The 15,211-nt window shown below is 76.2% G+C and carries 16 protein-coding genes; 6 read left to right on the forward strand and 10 right to left on the reverse strand.

Annotated elements, in window-relative coordinates:
• Positions 1-2: 2 nt before the first annotated feature.
• Positions 3-662 (reverse strand): response regulator transcription factor, encoded by a 660-nt coding sequence (locus KBX43_RS02320; RefSeq protein ID WP_043323831.1) that lies wholly within the window; start codon positions 660-662, stop codon positions 3-5.
• Complete coding sequence (locus KBX43_RS02325) at positions 650-1,933, reverse strand: histidine kinase (RefSeq protein ID WP_210882708.1); 1,284 nt, start codon at positions 1,931-1,933, stop codon at positions 650-652. Before KBX43_RS02325 ends, KBX43_RS02320 begins: the two co-directional genes overlap by 13 nt.
• A gap of 133 nt (positions 1,934-2,066) precedes the next feature.
• Between KBX43_RS02325 and KBX43_RS02330 the strand changes: the two genes are divergently transcribed.
• From KBX43_RS02330 to KBX43_RS02345, 4 genes are all read left to right on the forward strand, one after another.
• Positions 2,067-2,708, forward strand: coding sequence for a DUF998 domain-containing protein (locus KBX43_RS02330; protein WP_210882710.1), 642 nt, complete (start codon positions 2,067-2,069; stop codon positions 2,706-2,708).
• A gap of 4 nt (positions 2,709-2,712) precedes the next feature.
• A complete protein-coding gene (locus tag KBX43_RS02335) occupies positions 2,713-3,000 on the forward strand; it encodes a DUF1905 domain-containing protein (RefSeq protein ID WP_069088624.1) in 288 nt (95 codons plus the stop codon).
• The gene (locus KBX43_RS02340; protein WP_210882712.1) at positions 2,997-3,857 is read left to right on the forward strand and encodes a Sir2 family NAD-dependent protein deacetylase; all 861 of its coding nucleotides are present in this window, start codon (positions 2,997-2,999) and stop codon (positions 3,855-3,857) included. Before KBX43_RS02335 ends, KBX43_RS02340 begins: the two co-directional genes overlap by 4 nt.
• Positions 3,858-3,961: 104 nt before the next feature.
• Positions 3,962-5,200 (forward strand): low temperature requirement protein A, encoded by a 1,239-nt coding sequence (locus KBX43_RS02345; protein ID WP_210882714.1) that lies wholly within the window; start codon positions 3,962-3,964, stop codon positions 5,198-5,200.
• Between the two features lie 3 nt (positions 5,201-5,203).
• On the opposite strand, the gene KBX43_RS02350 is transcribed toward KBX43_RS02345, so the two are convergent.
• On the reverse strand, positions 5,204-5,749 hold the full coding sequence (locus KBX43_RS02350) for a hypothetical protein (RefSeq protein WP_210882716.1): 546 nt from the start codon (positions 5,747-5,749) through the stop codon (positions 5,204-5,206).
• A 69-nt stretch (positions 5,750-5,818) separates the two neighbouring features.
• On the opposite strand from KBX43_RS02350, the gene KBX43_RS02355 reads away from it, so the two are divergent.
• Entirely contained in the window at positions 5,819-6,397 is a 579-nt protein-coding gene (locus tag KBX43_RS02355; RefSeq protein WP_210882718.1) for a TetR/AcrR family transcriptional regulator, read from the forward strand.
• 25 nt (positions 6,398-6,422) lie between these two features.
• On the opposite strand, the gene KBX43_RS02360 is transcribed toward KBX43_RS02355, so the two are convergent.
• Genes KBX43_RS02360 through KBX43_RS02380 form a run of 5 tightly spaced genes read right to left on the reverse strand, consistent with a single transcriptional unit; the run spans position 6,423 to position 13,503 of the window.
• Complete coding sequence (locus KBX43_RS02360; RefSeq protein ID WP_210882719.1) at positions 6,423-9,167, reverse strand: AAA family ATPase; 2,745 nt, start codon at positions 9,165-9,167, stop codon at positions 6,423-6,425.
• A gap of 48 nt (positions 9,168-9,215) precedes the next feature.
• On the reverse strand, positions 9,216-10,637 hold the full coding sequence (locus KBX43_RS02365) for a hypothetical protein (protein ID WP_187693580.1): 1,422 nt from the start codon (positions 10,635-10,637) through the stop codon (positions 9,216-9,218).
• Positions 10,638-10,645: 8 nt separating this feature from the next.
• Positions 10,646-11,191 (reverse strand): hypothetical protein, encoded by a 546-nt coding sequence (locus KBX43_RS02370; RefSeq protein ID WP_187693581.1) that lies wholly within the window; start codon positions 11,189-11,191, stop codon positions 10,646-10,648.
• A gap of 12 nt (positions 11,192-11,203) precedes the next feature.
• Complete coding sequence (locus KBX43_RS02375) at positions 11,204-11,755, reverse strand: hypothetical protein (RefSeq protein WP_104114162.1); 552 nt, start codon at positions 11,753-11,755, stop codon at positions 11,204-11,206.
• A gap of 47 nt (positions 11,756-11,802) precedes the next feature.
• Entirely contained in the window at positions 11,803-13,503 is a 1,701-nt protein-coding gene (locus tag KBX43_RS02380) for a sugar ABC transporter permease (RefSeq protein WP_247677079.1), read from the reverse strand.
• A gap of 114 nt (positions 13,504-13,617) precedes the next feature.
• Here KBX43_RS02380 and KBX43_RS02385 point away from each other — a divergent pair, with 114 nt between their 5' ends.
• Positions 13,618-14,547 carry a diacylglycerol kinase family protein gene (locus tag KBX43_RS02385; protein WP_187693582.1) on the forward strand — a complete coding sequence of 310 codons (930 nt, stop codon included), beginning with the start codon at positions 13,618-13,620 and terminating at the stop codon, positions 14,545-14,547.
• Between the two features lie 5 nt (positions 14,548-14,552).
• On the opposite strand, the gene KBX43_RS02390 is transcribed toward KBX43_RS02385, so the two are convergent.
• On the reverse strand, positions 14,553-14,813 hold the full coding sequence (locus tag KBX43_RS02390; RefSeq protein WP_043323854.1) for a hypothetical protein: 261 nt from the start codon (positions 14,811-14,813) through the stop codon (positions 14,553-14,555).
• Positions 14,810-15,208, reverse strand: coding sequence for a DUF2267 domain-containing protein (locus KBX43_RS02395; RefSeq protein WP_064445872.1), 399 nt, complete (start codon positions 15,206-15,208; stop codon positions 14,810-14,812). Before KBX43_RS02395 ends, KBX43_RS02390 begins: the two co-directional genes overlap by 4 nt.
• Positions 15,209-15,211 lie beyond the last annotated feature (3 nt).

A 15,211-nucleotide genomic window follows, 5' to 3' on the forward strand; every position in this document is an offset into this window, starting at 1 on the left:
GGTCAGCCCGCCGCGCGCAGGTGGGCGAGCACTGCCAGCACCCGCCGGTTGGTGTCCTCGTCCGGCGGCAGGCCGAGCTTGGCCAGGATGTTGCCCACGTGCTTGCCGATCGCCGCCTCGGTCACGTGCAGCCGCGCCGCGATCGCGCTGTTGGAGTGCCCCTCGGCGACCAGGCCCAGCACCTCCCGCTCCCGGGGGGACAGCGCGCCGAGCGGGTCGCGCGGGCGGCGCAGCAGGTGCCGCACCACGTCCGGGTCGACGGCGGTGCCGCCGGCCGCCACCCGGCGCAGCGTCGCGGCGAACTCCTCGACGTCCGCCACCCGGTCCTTGAGCAGGTAGCCGACCCGGTTGCCGTCGCCGCTGTCGAGCAGCGCGGCGGCGTACCCGCTCTGCACGTGCTGGCTGAGCACCACCACGGCGAGGTCCGGGCGTTCGGCGCGCAGCGCGACCGCCGCCCGCAGGCCGTCGTCGCGGTGCTGCGGCGGCATCCGGATGTCGGTCACCAGCAAATCGGGCCGGTGGGTGCGGACCGCGTCGAGCAGGTCCGGGGCGGAGCCGACGGCGGCGTCCACAGCGAAACCGAACCGGGTCAGCAGGCCCACCAGGCCCTCCCGGAGCAGCACCTCGTCCTCGGCCAGGACGACCCGGATCACGGACGGCACGGCAGCTCCACCCGCACGAGGGTAGGCCCACCGGGCGGGCTGGACAGCAGCAGCCGCCCGTCCACCGCCGCCACCCGGTCCGCGAGCCCGGTCAGACCGGTGCCGCGCGCCGGGTCGGCGCCGCCCCGGCCGTCGTCGCGCACCTCCACCACCAGCAGTCGTTCGTCGCGGATCAGGCGCACCTGCGCCCGGGTCGCCCCGGAGTGCCGGGCCACGTTGCCGAGCGTCTCCGAGACCACGTACCAGGCGGTGGTCTGCACCAGGTCCGGCACCGGGCGGGTCAGGTCGGCGTGCACGGTGACCGGGACGACCGACCGGGCGGCCAGATCACCGACGGCGGCGGCCAGGCCGAGTTCGGTGAGCTGCTGCGGGCGGATGCCCTGGACGATCCCGCGCAACGTCACCATCAGCTCCTTGGCCTGCTCGTGCGCCGCCGCGAGCGGCCTCGCCGCCGGGGAGCCGTCCGGCACGTCGAGGCGGGCCAGCCCGAGCTGGAGGGTGAGGCTGGTCAGGCGCGGCTGCACGCCGTCGTGCACGTCCCGCTCGACGCGGCGGCGCTCGGCCTCGTAGGCGCTCACCAGGCGGGCCCGGGACCGGGTCACCTCGCGCAGCGCCGTCCCGCCGGGCGCGTCGTCGAGCAGCAGGCGGGCCACCGCCGCCTGGGCCGCGACGAGCAGCCCGGCCAGGTAGACCAGCGCGGGGACCGCCAGCAGACCGGCGACCGCGTACGGCACCGCCTCGGCGGGGGAGTCGACAGTGGCCCAGATCAGCACGATGCGTTCCTCGCCGCCGGCCAGCCACGGACCGGCCACCAGCGCCACGTCCAGCAGCACGAGCAGACCGAACATCCCGTACGCCAGCGGCACCGCCACCCCCAGCACCGCCAGGTACGCGCCCTCCCGCCATCCGGTGGCGGTGGTGAGGCGGGCGACGATCCCACGCCATTTCGGCGCGGTCACCGGTCGGTCGTCGACCAGGCCGAGACGCCACCGCTCGACCGCCGCCACCGGCGCGCCGGCCAGCGGCGCGAACGCCACCACCGCCAGCGCCAGCACGGCCAGCACCGCCAGCGCCGTGGCGTCGACCGGGCGGCCCCGCCGCAGCGCGCCGGCCACCAGCAGCAGCGGCGCGGCGACCACCGCCGCGCCGAGCGCCGCCGCGCCGGCCAGGGGCAGGGTCGTGACGGCGTACGCCAGGGCCCGCCACGGCCACGCGGACAGCAGGTAGCGGCGGCGGCGCAACGCGCCGGCCAACCCGTGATCAACGGTCATGGCCCGACGCTAGCCAGGCCACACCGTGCTTCCCAGCCGGCTGGACCCCGCTTCCCGGGTAGGTCTGGCCCTACCTCGAACCGGCCCGCCACGCCCCGTGCGCCGGGGCGCCCCGAGACGGTGCACTCGTCGGGTGAGAAACCGCCTCGCGGGCGCCTGCTGGCTGCTCGCCGCCGTGTCGTTCCTGGCCGCCAACGTCCTCGTCGGCCTGGCCTGGGACCAGCCCCGGTTCAGCTGGGCCGAGCACAACATCAGCGACCTCGGCAACGTGACCTGCGGCGTGTGGGACACCAGCCGGCCGCGTCCGGTCTGCTCACCGTGGCACGCGGGCATGAACGCCGTGTTCGTCGGCGCCGGGCTGCTGCTCGCGGTCGGCGCGCTGCTCGCGCGCCGGGCGCTGCGCCCGGGCCGCGCCGCGACCGTCACCGTGGCGTCGGCAGTGGCCGCCGGGCCCGGGTACGTGCTGGCCGGTCTCTACCCGGCCGACGTGGACGAGAACCTGCACGTGCTCGGCGCGCTGCTGGTCTTCGCGCTCGGCAACGCGGCGCTGCTGGCCGCCGCGCTCGGCCGGTCGCCGCTGCTGCGTGAGCTGCGGACCGTCAGCGCGGTCCTGGGTCTGCTCGGCCTGGCCGGCACCGTGCTGTTCCTGTCCCGGGTGGACGCCGGCATCGGCGTGGGCGGCATGGAGCGTGTCGCCGTGTTCCCGTTGTTCGCCTGGGTGACGACGGCCGGGCTGCGGCTGCTCGGGCTCTGTCGGTCCCGGCCCCTATCCTGACCGGATGGAGCTGGCGTTCAGCGGCGAGGTGTGGTTCTGGCGCGGCCCGGCGCCGTACCACTTCGTCACGGTGCCCGACGAGCAGAGTGCGGCGATCGAGGCCGCATCGGCGTCGGTCACCTACGGCTGGGGCATGATCCCGGTGACGGTCCGCATCGGCGGCACCGACTGGCGGACATCGCTGTGGCCCAAGGACGGCCGGTACGTGGTGCCGCTGCGGGTCGCGGCGCGCCGGGCCGAGGGCATCGAGCTGGGTGACCGGGTCGACGTGCGGCTGACGGTGGACGTGTGACCGGGCCGGAGCTGGCCGAGGCGGGCCGGCTGCTGGCCGCCGCGCGCCGGCCGGTGGTGTTCACCGGGGCCGGCATGTCGGCGGAGAGCGGCGTGCCGACGTTCCGGGACGCCCAGACCGGGCTGTGGCAACGCTACGACCCGCAGGAGCTGGCGACACCGGCCGCGTTCCGCGCCGACCCGGCGCTGGTCTGGGGCTGGTACGAGACACGTCGGCGCGGGGTTCGCCGGGCGCTACCGAATCCGGGGCACCGGGCGGTGGCGGCGATCGCGGCCCGGCTGCCGGAGACCGTGGTGATCACGCAGAACGTCGACGACCTGCACGAGCGCGGCGGCGTGCCCGCCCCGGTACGCCTGCACGGCAGCCTGTTCGCGCCCCGCTGCTCGGCCTGCGCCCGGCCCGCGCCGCTGCCGTCGGACCTGCCGCCGTCCGCCGGTCCGCCGGAGCCGCACGACGGGGCGGAACCGCACGACGGGGCGGAATCGCACGGCGGGGCGGAATCGCATGCGCCGGAGGCGCACGACGGGCCGCTGGACCCGCCCGCGTGCGCCGACTGCGGCGCGCCGGTGCGGCCCGGGGTGGTGTGGTTCGGCGAGGCGCTGCCGTCGGCCGCGCTCGACGCGGCGGTCGAGGCGGCCTCCGGTTGCGACCTGCTGCTGACGGTGGGCACCTCCGCGCTCGTGCACCCGGCCGCCGAGATCCCGCTCGTGGCGGCCCGTCTCGGCGCGCCGGTGGTGCAGGTGAACCCGGTACCGACGCCGCTGGACGCGATCTGCGCGGTGAACCTGCGCGGCCCGGCCGGCGACGTGCTGCCCGCGCTGGTCCGCGCCGCCTGGCCGGACGACGCGGTCGGCTGAACTGACCGCAGGCCGAGCCCGGCGTGATCCCGGGAATCGCCCGATCGCCCGCCCTGCGCCACCTACCGTCGGCGCAGGAGGTGGACCGGCGGAGGGCGGCGGGCGTGGGACGCGAACGGGTGCGACGACGGCCGCGCGCGCCCCGGCCGGGGCCGGACGAGCGTCGGGTCACGCCCTTCGAGATCTTCTTCGACCTGGTCTTCGTCTTCGCGCTCACCCGGATCATGGCGCTGATCGAGCCGCACCCGACCCCGGCGGGGATGGCCAAGGGCCTGCTCCTGCTCGTGCTGCTCTGGGTGGCGTGGTTGTCGTACACCTGGTTGGGCAACCACACGCCCGCCGACGTCGGGGTGGTGCGCGGCGGGTTCCTGGTCGCGATGGCCGCGTTGTTCCTGGCCGCGCTCGCCATGCCGCAGGCGTGGACGCCGGGCCCGGGGCTGGACGGTCCGTTGATCGTCGTGCTGGCCTACGTGGTGCTGCGCGCGGTGCACCTGACGCTGTTCCACTGGGCCGCGGCGGGTGACCCGGAACTGCGCGCCCGGATCCGGTTCTTCGCGTGCGTCAGCGCCGTCGGCTGGGTGCCGCTGCTGCTCGGCGCGCTGCTGGACGGTGCCGCGCACGCGGCGCTGTGGGTGCTGGGCTTCGCCGTCGAGGTGGCCGGGCAGCGGCTGTCGTACGCCCGCCGGGGCGCCTGGCCGCTGCGCAGCCCGACGCACTTCGCCGAGCGGTACGGCCTGGTGCTGATCATCTCGCTGGGGGAGTCGGTGGTGGCCGCGGGAGTGGGCGCGGCCTCGGCGGTCACCGAGCCGTCGGTCCTCGCCGTGGCGCTCGTCGGTTTCGTGGTGACCGTCTGCCTCTGGTGGCTCTACTTCCGCAGCACGTCCCCGGAGGCGGCCCGGGCGCTCGCCGCCGCACCGGCGGCGCGTCGGGACCGGATGGCCGCGGACGCCTACAGCCAGACCCATCTGCTGCTCGTCGCCGGCGTCATCTACCTGGCGCTCGGCATCGAGCAGGTGCTGGAGCACGTCGCCGACCCGGAGGCCGGGCCCCGGCTGAACCGCTCGGCCGCGGTGGCGCTGTTCGGTGGCGCGGCCGTCTACCTGGCCGGACGGCTGCTGTTCCGGCGGCTGACCGGTCAGCCGGTGGGAGCGGCCCGGCTGGCCGTCGCCGGTGCGGCGTTGCCGCTGGCCGCGCTCGGGACGGCGCTGCCGCCGGCGCTGGCGCTGGCGGCGCTGGCCGGGCTGTTGCTGGTCGCGATCGCCGTCGATCGGCGCGGTGAGCCTTCCGCCGCCGGGCGGTCGGCGAATCAGCCGGTAGGCCGGGTCGCCGGGGGCGGAGGGTGAGCCTCACGCGTCGCGCGGCGCCCGCTTCGGGAAGACGGTGTACGCGACCGGCCAGAACACCAGCCAGCCCGCCATCACCACGGTGAGCCGGCCGGCCCACGCCCACAGTTCGGCGGTGCGCTCGCCGTCGCCGACCAGGGCGATGCCGCCGAGCAGCACGGCGCAGGCGACCGCCCAGCCGATCATGCCCTTGCCCCACTCGAGCCACTCGTGCCGGGCCCGCGCCATCCCGTACTTCGGGGCCCGGCGCGGGGGAGGCCCGCCGGCGAACCGGTGCGCGAACCGCTCGTCGGCCCAGCGCACCATGCTGTGCCCGAACGCCACCGAGAACCCGAGGTACGCGGCGGCGAGGCCGTGGGCGAACGTGGCTGTCGCGCCCCGGCGCAGGTCGATCATCGTGGCGGCCAGCAGCACGAGATCGACCACGGGCACGGCGATCAGCAGCGCCGCGCCGAGGCGGGGCCGGCGCAGCGGGTACCGGGCGATCAGCCCGGCGAGCAGCACCACCCAGAACGCCACCTCGCATCCGACGATCACTGCCACGAGCATGCGGCCTCCTTTTTTAGTACGATGTGCGATAACCGTAGCAGCGTTCGTCGACCAGGTTCGGAGGGGCCCGTGCCCAAGATCGTCGACCACGACGCGCGCCGTGCCGAGCTGGCGCGGGCGATGTGGCGGGTCGTCTACCGCGACGGCGTCGGCGCCGCCACCGTGCGCAGCATCGCGGCCGAGGCGGGCTGGTCACCGAGCGCGCTGCGGCACTACTTCGCGACCCAGACCGAACTGCTGGTGTTCGCCATGGAGCACGTACAGGCCGAGGCGGCCGAGCGGATCGCCGCCGACGACCGGACCGGCAGCCCCCGCGAGGTCGCCCAGCGGGTGCTGGAACACCTGCTGCCGCTGGACCGGCAGCGCGTCCGCGAGGCCGAGGTGTGGCTGCTGCTCGCCGCGCGCGCCCAGACCGACCCGGCCGCGCGATCCCGGATGGCCGAGGCGGACGACGGCATCCGCCGCGCCGCCGAGTTCGCCGTCTGCCTCCTCACCGGGGAACCGGGCCCCGACCCCGAGGCGGTCGCCGGGCTGCACGCCCTGCTCGACGGGCTCGCGCTGCACGCGCTGCTGCACCCCGAGCGGATGCCACCCGGGCGCGCCCGGGCGCTGCTCGGCGCGCACCTGGACACGCTCGCCGCGTCCTGACCGCCCTGGCCGCGTCCTGAGCGACTCAGTCGCCCGGACGCCGGCCCATCGCCGCGCCCAGCTCGGCGCGGCTGGCGATGCCCAGCTTGCGGTAGACCCGGGCCAGGTTCGCCTCGACCGTCTTCGGGCTGATGTAGAGCGCGTCGGCGATGAGCCGATTCGTCTGCCCCCGGGCGGCGAGCCGGGCCACCCGCTCCTCCGTCGCGGTGAGCGCCGTCGGTGCCGGGGTGCGGGCGCCGATGCGGCCCAGCTCCGCCCGCGCCCGGTCGGCGAACGCGGACGCGCCGAGCGCGTCGAACTCGGCCACCGCCGCGTCGAGCGCCGCCCGCGCCTCCCGCCGCCGCCGCACCCGCCGGTACGCCCGCCCGGCCGCGAGCAGGCAGCGGGCCCGGTCCAACGGCAGCACCGCCTCCGGCACCGTGGCCCGGGCCTGCGTCAGCGCGTCCAGCGCCTCGCCCGGGTCCGCGCCCGTCGCGCCGGCCAGCAGCACCCGGCTGCGGGCCAGCCCGAGCGTCGTCCACGGCCGCGGCAGCCGCGCGTGCCGCCGGGCCAGCCGGTCCAGCGCCGCGTGCGCGGTGTCCAGGTCACCGGCGCCCACGCACGCCTCGATCCAGTCCGGCTCGAACCGCTGCCCCAGCGGCTCGACGATGCCCGAACCGTCCAGGTCGGCCGCGAGCGAGCCGTACGCCGCCGCGGCCGTGACCCACTCGCCCGAGGCGAGCGCCACCAGCCCGGTGAGCTGATGGTGCAGCCGGCGGCTCCACGCGTCGCCGAGGTCGTCGTCGCGACGTAGCCCGGCGGCGGTGGCACCCGCCCGCGCCAGCCGGCCCCGGTGCGCGTCGAGCATGCCGGCCAGCCAGCTCTCGCCCACCAGGCCGGTGCCGAGCTGCTCACCCAGGTCACGGGCGTCGGCGATGTGTGTACCGGCCTCGGCGAACCGCCCGGCGAGCAGTTCCGTCTCGCCGAGGTGGGTGAGCGCCTCGTGCCGCAGCGGGTCGTCCCCGCGCGCCACCGCCCGGTCCAGCATCAGGTGCAGCCGGGCCCGGGCCCGGTCGTGGTCGTCCACGGCCTTCCACCAGATCGCCGGCACCGAGCCGGCCAGGTAGGACGGTTCGCCGGCCTCCAACGCCAGCGCCCGGTCGAGCAGGCCGGTCGGCGCCTCGCCACCGGCGCGTACCTCGTGGAAGAAGAACAGCAGCAGCGCGGCGGTGAACAGCGGGCGGTGGTCGTCGCGGTCGGAGAGCCGGGCGATCGCCGCCCGCGCGTGCGCCCGCGCGGCCTCCGGCTGGTCGTGGAACATCGTCAGGTGCGTGTGGATCCGCCCGGCCAGGTCCCCGTCCGGCCCGGCCGCGGCGAGCGCCTGCTCGGCCACGCGCACGGCGGTGACCAGGTCGTCGGCGCACCAGGCGACGAGGGCGCGCAACAGCAGCGCCTCACCCCGCTCGGCGCCGGTCAGCTCCTCGGCCGCGGCCTCGGCGGCCCGGCCGGCCGCCGCGTAGTCCCCGCTGTCGATGCGGCACTGCACCGCGTCGAGGCGACGCCGGTTGCGGTCGGCGGTGGCGGCCTGCGGGGTCAGCTCGGCCGCCCGGGCGTACCAGTCGGCGGCGAGCGCGGGCGCGCCGCGTATGCGCTGCCGGGCCGCCGCGGCGGCCAGGTCGGCGGCGACGTCCGCGTCCGGCGCGACAGCGCACCGGGCCAGTTGCCGGGCCCGCTCGTCGGGGTCGGCGACCGCGCGGGCGAGCACCGCGTGCAGGCGCCGCCGGGCTCCCGGCGGGATGCTCTCCCGGACCGCCGCGGCGTACCGGGGGTGGGCGAAGCTGATCCGGCTCGGCGTGACCACGACCAGCCCGGCGTCCTCCGCCGCGTCCAGCGCGCCGGGCGGCATGCCCGCCGCCGTCAGGTCCCGCATGTCCGGCACGGTCAGCAGCGCGGCCAGCCGGACCGCCTCCCGGCTCGGGCCGGGCAGCGCCCGCAGCGTCTCGGCGAGCAGCCGGCGCAGCGACGACGGTACGGGCAGGTCCTCGTCGTGCGCGGGTGGGCGGGGCAGCCGCAGCACCGCCCGGGCCAGTTCGACGGCGAGCAGCGGGTTGCCGTCGGCGTCGCGTGCCAGCCGCTCGACCAGCGGGCGGCTGAGCGTGCCGCCGACGCGGGCCTGAAGGATGCGGTGCAGGTCGGGCGCGGGCAGCGGCGGTACGTCGGCGCGCAGCAGCGGGTGCCGGCCGGTCGGGTCGTCGTCCAGCCCGAGCGGCACCGGCGTCGCCGGGGTCTCGCCGGTGCGGTGGGTGGCCAGGACGGCGGGCCACCGGGACAGCCGGCGCAGCGCGAACCGCAGCGCCCGGGCGCTCGGCAGGTCCAGCCACTGCGGGTCGTCGACGGCGAGCAGGAGCCGGGGCGCGTCCGTGACCGCCGCGTCGAGCAGGGTGCGGGTGGCGGCGCCCACTGCCCGTTCGTCGACCGCCGCGCCGTCGTGCTCGCCGGTCAGGAGCACCATGTCGGCCGCCGCGCGTTGCGGCGCCGGCAGCCCCGGTAGCGCGTCGGCCAGCGGGCGCAGCACGTCCGCCAGCGCCGCGTACGGCAACGCGCTCTCGGCCTCGGTGGGCGCGGCGGACAGCACCCGCCAGCCGGTGCGCCGGGCGTGGTCGAGCACTGCTCGCCACAGCGTCGTCTTGCCGATGCCGCTGGGACCGTCGAGGAGCACCGGAGTGCCCGCCGCCAGGGCGCGCCACACCCGCTCGACGACCGCGTCGCGGCCGACCAGTGCGGCGTCCATGGCGGGATGGTGGCACAGCCGCGCCCCCGAACCCAGCGTCGGCGCGGCCTAGCCCGGAACCTGTCCGCATATCGAGACGGGCGGGATCACCTCCTGGTTGCGGTAGACGTCGGCGCTCCAACTCGGCCCGCTGGTCGCCGCGATCGGCGGGATCCGGGGCGCCCGGGACGGGCTGAGCAGGCTGAGGAACTTGTTGATCACTTGGACGACGGGTTCCAGGATGCGGTAGCCGATGCCGAACCTCGCCCGTACGCCGAGGCCGACGCCCCGGCACACCGCGTACGGGGCGCCGAGCGCGGACCCGATCGTGGCCCCGTACGAGGTGACCAGCTCGAACCAGATGCCGGCGGTGAACAGGAACGCGCTGATCCCCATGGTGAACCGCACGCCGTGCCGCACGACCAGCCCCATCACGCCGACCGGCACGCCGGTGAGCGAGTCGAGCAGGCTCACCCGGCGCGCGAAGCCCTCCGTCACGCGCGACCCCACCTGGCCGTTCGCGTAGCCGAACCCGAGCTTGCCGGCGAGGGCGTACTCGCCGGAGCCGCGGAACGTGCCCAGTTTCGCGCCGAACGCGGTGGCCACCTCCAGCGTCTGGCTCACCGTGAACGACAGCGGCAGGCCGGCGACCAGCCCGATCGGGAACGCGATGTCGACCGGGACCGGGAACGTCCTGCGGTGGTTCTGCCCGCCGTCGACGCCGGCGGTGAAGTCCACCTTGATGCCGAAGCCGCCGCCGATCTCCAGCTCGGCCCGGGTCACCTTGCCCGCGCCGATGGCCAGGTGGAACGACGCGGCCGGGCGGCCGACTGTGAGCGTGACGGTGCCGGCGAGCCGGACGCCGCCGTCGTCGTACGTGAAGTGCGTGCCGACGCCACCGGCGCAGCAGAACGTCCGTACCCGGTAGCCGTGGGCGCTCGCGGCGGCCTGCCCGCCCGGCGCGGGCGGCGGCTGCGCGGGCGCGACGGCGAGCGGCCGGGATCGGCCGAGCGTGCCGCCGGCCGCCGCGGCGTCCCGGGTCCACGACGGCTCACCTGCTACGTAGACGGTCGGCTGGTCGAGGGTGACGTCGTCCCCGCCGAACGTGCCGTCGCGGATCACCTCGGTGAGTGTGACCGGGCCGATCGTGACGACCAGGTCGTCGCCGTCCTCGGCCAGGTCGAGCACCCGGCCCACGCCGCGTCCGGTGAGGAACATGACCCGGCCGGGCGCGAGCCGGTCGGCGTCGCGCGCGCCGGGATCGAGCCGCCAGGTCAGCCCGTCCGGGCTCACCGACCGCACGGTGCGGCTGCCGCCACCGACCAGCACCACGTCCGGTTGCAGCGTGACGTCCTTCCCGGGCGCCGGCGCCTGCCCGTACCGGGGCTGCCCGTCGTCGGCCGCGTCGGCCGGGCCGGGCGTGGGGCCGCCGCAGCCGGTCACCGCCAGCAGCGCCGCCACGCCGGCCGCGAGCAGCCGACGGCCGCGCACCGGCCGCCTCACATCCGGCCGGCGACGGTACGGGCGAGCCGTTCCAGCGGCGCCCGGTTCTCCTGCGGGTCGTTGAGCCGCACCAGCCGCACCGCGACCCACAGGTCGCCCTTGCGCAGGAAGAACGCCTCCGCGGTGAGCAGAGCCTCGTCGGCAGTGCCGGCCAGCTCACGGATCTCGTGCTCGAGTTGCCGCTCGATGTCGAGGTACTTCTTGGCGCCGTCACCCACGAACACCTCGACCTGGGCGGTCGGCCCGCTCGTCGGCCCTGTGTAGGTGCACGACTGCCCGGCGGCGACCGGCTCGTCGAGGGGCGTGCCGGCGAGACGTTCGGCGTCGGCCTTGGACACCAGCGCGCAGGCGTCCGGCCCGGCGGCGTCGTCCACCGGTTCAGCGCTCGGCTCGGCCGGCGCCTCCCCGGTCGGGTCCGCGACCGGCGAGCCCGCGCCGGGCGCGGCGGCACCGGCGGCCGGCGGTTCGCCGCCGCCGCAACCGGCCGGCGCGGTGAACAATGTCGCGGTCAACGCGAGCGCGATCAGTCGACGGGTTCGCATGCCGGCCCCCGCTCAGGCCGGGATCGCGTCGAGCGTGCGGCGCAGGATCTGCTCGTTGCCGGCGGTGCCGCCGCCGAAGCTGCTGATCGTCACCGTGTACGTGCCCTTGCCGTCGATCAGCACCGCCTCGCCGCGCACGTCCTTGACCGCGAGGTAGCCCCGCTCGCCCCGGTCCAGGTCGACGACCTTCTCGTACTGCTGGCCGGCCTGCTCGTGCTGGTAGTCGTAGGTGGCCTTGCCGGCGGTGGCCGAGGCCGTGGTGACCGCCAGCTGGGCGATGCCGTCGCCGAACGAGCAGTTGCCCTCGTCGCGCAGCTTCCGGTCGACCAGTTCGGAGACCTGGGCGGCGGTGAACGGGCACGGCGGCCGCACGTCGTCCACCGCGCCCGCGTCGGTGTCGCCGCCGTCCTCGCCCGCCACGGTGTCGGCCGCGCCTCCGTCGAGCACGTCGCCGCCGGAGTCGCACCCGGCCGGCGCGAGCAGGGCGAGCAGCACCAGGGGCAGCGCCAGGCGGGCGCGGTGGAGACGGGCGGTCCGGGCCGGTGTGAGCGCGTCAGTTGCCATGCCTGCGACGCTAGGCGCGACGTCACCGCCGGTAATCGGGGGTTTCCCTATGCGGTGACCTTGGCGGCAGGCTCGCGCGCCCCGGTAGGCGGCGTGTCCGGGCCGCCGCGCCACCCCACCCGGACGGCGAGCCGATCCAGGTAGCCGACCATGAGCGCGACGAACAACACCACGAACAGGATCAGCATGGGCAGCGGCAGGACCAGGCCCAGCGGAAGCTCGCCCCCGGCGCCGAAGGCGCGGCCGGCGATCATCTGCACCAGCGCGGGAGCGGTGAGGCTGTCCGGGCCCCGGCCCACGAGCATCGACCACAACGGCGACTGGGCGTGTGCCAGCCAGGTCGGCAACGCGGTCACGGCCAGCATCGGCAGCGCCGGCAGCAGCAGCGTACGGCCGGCGCCGCCGCCGGAACGCCACCGCTCGTGCTGGCCCCGGAACAGCAGCGTGAACGCGAACAGCGCGGGCACCGACAGCCAGGTCGGCGGCACCAGGCCGAGGAACAGGCCCAGCTGTTCGCGCTCCGTCGTGCGTTCGAAATTGGCGATGGCCAGCGGGCCGGCGCCGGCGAACAACCACGGCGCGAACGGCACCAGCAGCAGCTCGCTCCAGCGCCCCAGCGGGCGCAGCGCGCCGATCCCGAACCCGGCCAGCGCCGCGACCGTCACCGCAACGAGTGTGGACAGCAGCGGCGGCACCCAGGTGTTGGCGAACAGGTTCGCCGTCTCGACCCCCTTGGGCAGGGGCCCGGTGTCGGCGGAGAAGTTCCGCAGCCACGGCAGCGACGCCCAGACGGTCACGCCGAGGACGACGACGAGCGCGACAGCGGTCAGCCCGACGAGCAGCGGCCGGCGGCCGGTGAAGGACTCCGCCTCCCGGACGGCCGGGCCGTCCCGCCAGCCGTCGAACTCGATGCGCAGCCGGGTGGCCAGGATGAGCGTCACCGCGGCCATCCCGAGCAGCCCGAGCAGCACCAGCAGCAGCGTCGACGTGGCGGACCCGACACCGAAGCGCATCGTCCGGAAGGTGGTCTGCACGGCGGTGAACACCGGCGTCGCAGTGGATTCGCCGCGCGGCCCGCCGCCGGTCAGGATCACCGGGGCGGTGTAGGTCTGCAGGGCGGCGGCGAGGACGCCCAGGCCGAGCAGCCCGCCGACAGTCAGCATGGCGGGCGCGGGCCGCTGGTCGGGGTCCCGCCGGCGCAGGGCGCTCAGGTACAGCGTCGCGGCCACCGCGACGACCAGCCCGAACGTCACCTGTGCCAGCGCCGAGACGAGGAACGTCCGGGGGGACTGCAGATCCTGGGTGAGGGTGCCGTCCTCGATGCCCTCGGCGCGCCGGCCGAGGTACACCGCGACCGGCGCGTACGCGGCGAGCGGCAGCGCCAGCACGCCCCGGGTGACCAGGCGGGCCACCCGGCCGGCCCGGTCGGCGAGGACGGCGAGCAGCGGCGCGGCGAGCAGCGCCACCGCCAGCGGGATCAGGGCGAGCAGCACCGCGAACCCGACCTGCCCGGCGAAGCCGGAGGTGAGGGCGGCCTCGTAGTTCGCCGTACCGGCCGACTCGCCCGAGCCGCGCGGCCCGTCACCCTGGAAGCTGCGGGCCACTGTGGACAGGGTGGGCAGGACGTACGACCAGACCCAGGCGATCACGGCCGGGACGATCAGCGCCAGCCCGATCAGGGTCTGCGCCGGGCGGTTCGGCTGGGTGTGCTGGGGCGCTGGCGCCTGCGGTGTTGCCGGCTGATTCATCGGGACATCCACTCTCGAAGATCGACGATCACGGCCGTCGCGACGGTAACCGATGCCGTCCACGTCGGCAGCGCGACCGGACCGCTGCCGGGCGGGGCGGCTACTGTCGCAACCGTGCGGAGCAAGCAGGAGCTGACCACGGCGATCCGGGGACGACGGCGGGCGGCGCTGGTGGTCAACGCCCACTCCCGCCGTGGCCGGCGGCTCTACGACACCGTCCACGCACGCCTGCGCGCGGCCGGGTTCACGCTGCTCGGCGCGTACCCGGTGGACCGGCCCGGCGAACTGGACCGGGTGCTCGCCGAGGCCGCCGACCTCGAGCCGGACCTGCTGGTCACCGGCGGCGGCGACGGCACCGTCGGCGCGGCCGCCCGGCTGCTCGCCCACCGGGACGTCGCGCTGGGTCTGCTGCCGCTGGGCACCACCAACAACTTCGCCCGCACCGTCGGCGTGCCGCTCGACCTGGACGCCGCGATCGCGGTGCTCACCGACGGCAAGGTGATCGACGTCGACCTGGGCCTGATCGGCGACACCCGGTTCACCAACCACGTCGGGATCGGGCTGTCCGCCGACATCATGCAGGCCGCGCCGCCGGGGCTGAAGCGGGCCGCCGGGCGGCTCGCGTACCCGATGACCGGGCTGGGTCTGCTGGCCCGGCACCGGCCGCTGCGCGTGACGGTCCGCGCCGAGGGACGCGAGCACACGTTCACCACCCATCAGGTGTACGTGGCAAACGGCGGTTTCCACGCCGGCCGCCCGATCACCGCCGACGCCACCGCCGACGACCGGCTGCTGGTCGCGTACCCGGTGGGTGGGCCGACCCGGCGCGGGCTGCTGCGCGAGACGGCGCGCAACGCGGCGGCCGGCCACCGCCGCACGCTCGGCGACGAGCCGTTCCTGGCGGTACGCCAGCTGTGGCTGGACACCGACCGGCCGGCCCGCATCGAGGTCGACGGCGAGCCGTACGGGCAGACCCCGGTCCGGATCGGTCTGGACCCGAACGCGCTGCGGCTGATGGCCCGGGCGGACAGCCCGGACCACTGAGCCGGTCAGGCCCAGTGCTCCTCGTCGGGCAGCGGGATCTCCGTGTTCTGCTCCACCGCGTCGGAGGCGGTCAGATCGTCGCGTACCGACTCGCCCAGGCCGGCGCGGTCGCTCGGCGGGCGCAGCACGCCCTGCTCGGCCAGGTCCGCCTCGCTCGCCTCGGGCACCGCCCTGTCTACCGTGTCGGGTGGCCCGACGAGCGTCTCGTCCTGCCGCTGTTCCTGCGCGTCGGCCTCGGGCGGGCGGCGCAGCGCGTCCTCGCTCACGCGGTGCGCCGCACGTACGGGGCGCTCTGGTCGGCCACGTCGCCGTACTCGGCGGGAAGCTGCGTGACGACCTGGGTGTACGCGGCCGGGTCGACGGCGTCGCGCAGCACGTCGAACACCGCCGTGATGCCGTCGCGGGCGGCGTCCACGTCCACGTCGGCGCGTCCGCTGACCCGCTCCACGAACACGTCGAGCCCGAACGGCTCGGCCGCCTCGGCCGGGCCGAACGCGTAGGCCCGCAGCGCCTCGGGCAGCTGGTCGGCAAGGTCGCGGGCCTCCCCGCCGTCGATCCGCTCGGCCAGCGTCGTCAACGTCGCCCGGGTGATCGCCGTGGCCTGCTCCGCGGACGCGCCGCACCGCCGGGCCACCGCGCCGATGAACTGATCCTGGTCCATCTC

The organism is Micromonospora sp. C41, assembly GCF_018070485.1.
GTDB lineage: Bacteria > Actinomycetota > Actinomycetes > Mycobacteriales > Micromonosporaceae > Micromonospora > Micromonospora chalcea.

Excerpts from the sequence above, each read along its gene's own strand:
- KBX43_RS02325 (WP_210882708.1), bottom strand. The coding sequence starts at position 1,933 with ATGACCGTTGATCACGGGTTGGCCGGCGCGTTGCGCCGCCGCCGCTAC.
- KBX43_RS02335 (WP_069088624.1), top strand. The coding sequence starts at position 2,713 with ATGGAGCTGGCGTTCAGCGGCGAGGTGTGGTTCTGGCGCGGCCCGGCG.
- KBX43_RS02350 (WP_210882716.1), bottom strand. The coding sequence starts at position 5,749 with ATGCTCGTGGCAGTGATCGTCGGATGCGAGGTGGCGTTCTGGGTGGTG.
- KBX43_RS02360 (WP_210882719.1), bottom strand. The coding sequence starts at position 9,167 with ATGGACGCCGCACTGGTCGGCCGCGACGCGGTCGTCGAGCGGGTGTGG.
- KBX43_RS02370 (WP_187693581.1), bottom strand. The coding sequence starts at position 11,191 with ATGCGAACCCGTCGACTGATCGCGCTCGCGTTGACCGCGACATTGTTC.
- KBX43_RS02375 (WP_104114162.1), bottom strand. The coding sequence starts at position 11,755 with ATGGCAACTGACGCGCTCACACCGGCCCGGACCGCCCGTCTCCACCGC.
- KBX43_RS02380 (WP_247677079.1), bottom strand. The coding sequence starts at position 13,503 with ATGAATCAGCCGGCAACACCGCAGGCGCCAGCGCCCCAGCACACCCAG.
- KBX43_RS02395 (WP_064445872.1), bottom strand. The coding sequence starts at position 15,208 with ATGGACCAGGATCAGTTCATCGGCGCGGTGGCCCGGCGGTGCGGCGCG.